2 protein-coding genes are annotated in these 1,174 nt (G+C 41.3%); both read left to right on the top strand.

The features are described from left to right. The first annotated feature begins 608 nt into the window (after positions 1-608). Positions 609-755 carry a hypothetical protein gene (locus SSCH_RS18205; RefSeq protein ID WP_156972132.1) on the top strand — a complete coding sequence of 49 codons (147 nt, stop codon included), beginning with the start codon at positions 609-611 and terminating at the stop codon, positions 753-755. Positions 756-953: 198 nt separating this feature from the next. Next, positions 954-1,174 (top strand): NAD(P)/FAD-dependent oxidoreductase (locus SSCH_RS06025; RefSeq protein WP_044664681.1); only part of this gene is annotated, 221 nt, incomplete at its 3' end.

Raw genomic sequence — 1,174 nt, 5'->3', positions numbered from 1 at the left:
GGTTTGTAAAGGCTCGGACTGGGATATATCCCTCAGAGACTAATTTCATTTCGTAGATTATCAAAAGGGATTCCAAGGAAGTCTTCACTGCTCTGCTGAAAGAAGGGGTAATCGTTCGTACAGGAGATATTTTTGATCGACCTAACTATATCAGGGTAACAGTGGGGACACCGGAACAAAATAAACGTTTTATTATCTGCCTGGAAAAGGTACTGGGAGAATTGGCATAGTGCCTCTGAGAGGAGAAAAACATTGGAAGTACGCTGTGCTCTCTGTGGTAAAAAAGAAATAATAACAGATGTACACAAAGACTTCGAGCGCCTTGAAAAAAAATCCGAAGACCACCTATTTCTGTGAAATGTGCCTATCAAGGGTGCAGTACGAGGCAGTAGAATATAACAAGCCAAAGAAACCCATTTGATAAAGGTGCCGAAAATATGCTCAATATGTTCCTTTTTTTATTCAGAGATTAAATATCTCTGAATTTTGTTTTTATTTAAACCCATATAAAAATTAAAACGACATTTATTCCCAGTTATCCCGAAGGATACCATCAGGCTGCTAGCGAATGTATACTCCAAATATATGGAAAAAGGAGGTTTCAGTTAGTGGCCAAGACAAAGTCTGAACGTAAATTACTAAATTCCTTGAATGATGGGTTTTTGCGTGGGAAAGATGAAGAAGAGATCTATTGGGATCTGGGTGAAGATAATCTAAATGAAGATGAACTCAAGAAGGAACAGAAATCTGAATGAAAGGATTCATAATCTGGAGACTGAACTTGACGGAAAGAAATAAAATTATCAAATAAAAATGCGCAAGCAAAATGATGGGAGGAACACTCAGCTGTAGGTGAACCTCTCCAGTGTTCCGGACTGATCAGTTCCAGGGCTTTGGAGCTTTCCCAGGTTTCCAACCACGTAGTGCTCAATGAGCTCGAAGGTAGCCTGGTTATGTCACCCGATAATAGAATTTTCAATTTGGTTGGGGAGAGGATTTACGGGTTGGCCATCGACAGGGTGGCCTTTGATCAGGAGTTGGCTGTTCAGGCAAGAGAAGCCGGTGCAGAAATACGTAAAAGCTCCCGGGTCATCCACCTGACTGGTATTCCGGGAGGGATTAAGGCGCGGATTCAAACTAAGGGTTCAGTTTATGCAGAGCATGATGTTTCCTG

It is taken from the genome of Syntrophaceticus schinkii (assembly GCF_000946815.1).
GTDB lineage: Bacteria > Bacillota > DSM-12270 > Thermacetogeniales > Thermacetogeniaceae > Syntrophaceticus > Syntrophaceticus schinkii.
The sequence above is the reverse complement of the archived record's forward strand: the minus strand, read 5'-3'. Positions and strand labels throughout refer to the sequence as shown.